The sequence below is a fragment of the Halomonas sp. LBP4 genome (assembly GCF_003202205.1).
In the GTDB taxonomy this organism is placed as follows: domain Bacteria; phylum Pseudomonadota; class Gammaproteobacteria; order Pseudomonadales; family Halomonadaceae; genus Halomonas; species Halomonas flagellata.
The window spans coordinates 1-862 of sequence record NZ_PDOG01000039.1; the positions used below are offsets into that span (position 1 = coordinate 1).

Sequence of the window (862 nt, forward strand, 5' to 3'; positions counted from 1 at the left end):
CAGGCCCAGGAAAGCGCCCAGCAGGCCACCGAGACCGCGACCAAGGCCGTCAAGGACGTCGCGCCCAAGGCCAAGTAAGCCGAAGAAAGCGTTAGACCCGCCCCGCGGGCCGCGATGACGCCAGACCACAGGCCGCCGATCCATGATCGGCGGCCTGTTGGTGTGGGTGAGGGTAATGAGGGGGCCCCGTTTCCCGCCTTGCCCGAATCAACCAGCGGCCGGCATCGAGCCGAGGCGGGGCACCGTGGTGGTGGGCCGCCAACGCCGGGAGGCCATAGGGGGTCAGACCCCGGCGGCGGCGATTCCGCCGGCAAGGTGCGCCACGACAGGCCTGACGACTTGGCTGGGGTCTGACCCCATAGGGGCAGGCCTCGGCGCCTTTTGCTGCGAACGTGCTCGGGTAGGACAGCCCCCTCCCTTTCCGCTGGGCGGCGCCCATGCCGCCATCGATTCTCCATCGATGTTGCATTGCACAAAAAACCCTGCTACGATGGCTTGCAACAGAGCGGGAGTCTCCCGTTCCATGGCATTCAGAACCCCGGAGGTTCCCATCATGACCAACGCATTCGATTTCGGCGCCAAGCAGTTCGACACCGCCCAGCTCGAGTCCCTGTTCTTCGGCCCGGCGCGCGCCTTCGCCGCCCTGTCCATCGACGTGACCGAGAAGCTGGTCAATGCCCAGCTCGACGCCACCAAGGCCTATACCGACACCAGCCTGGCGCAGCTGCGCCAACTGGTGGAGGTCAAGGACGCCGAGGGCCTGAAGAGCTACCTGGAAGGCCAGCAGGAGGTCGCCAAGGAGCTGACCGAGCGCCTGAAGGGCGATGCCGAGAAGGTGGTGGCCCTGCAGCAGGAGTTCATC

The 862-nt window shown here is 66.5% G+C and carries 1 protein-coding gene; it reads left to right on the forward strand.

Translation table 11 applies throughout. The features are described 5' to 3' along the window. Positions 1-553: 553 nt before the first annotated feature. Positions 554-862 (forward strand): phasin family protein (locus tag CR157_RS22040; RefSeq protein WP_110285654.1); only part of this gene is annotated, 309 nt, incomplete at its 3' end.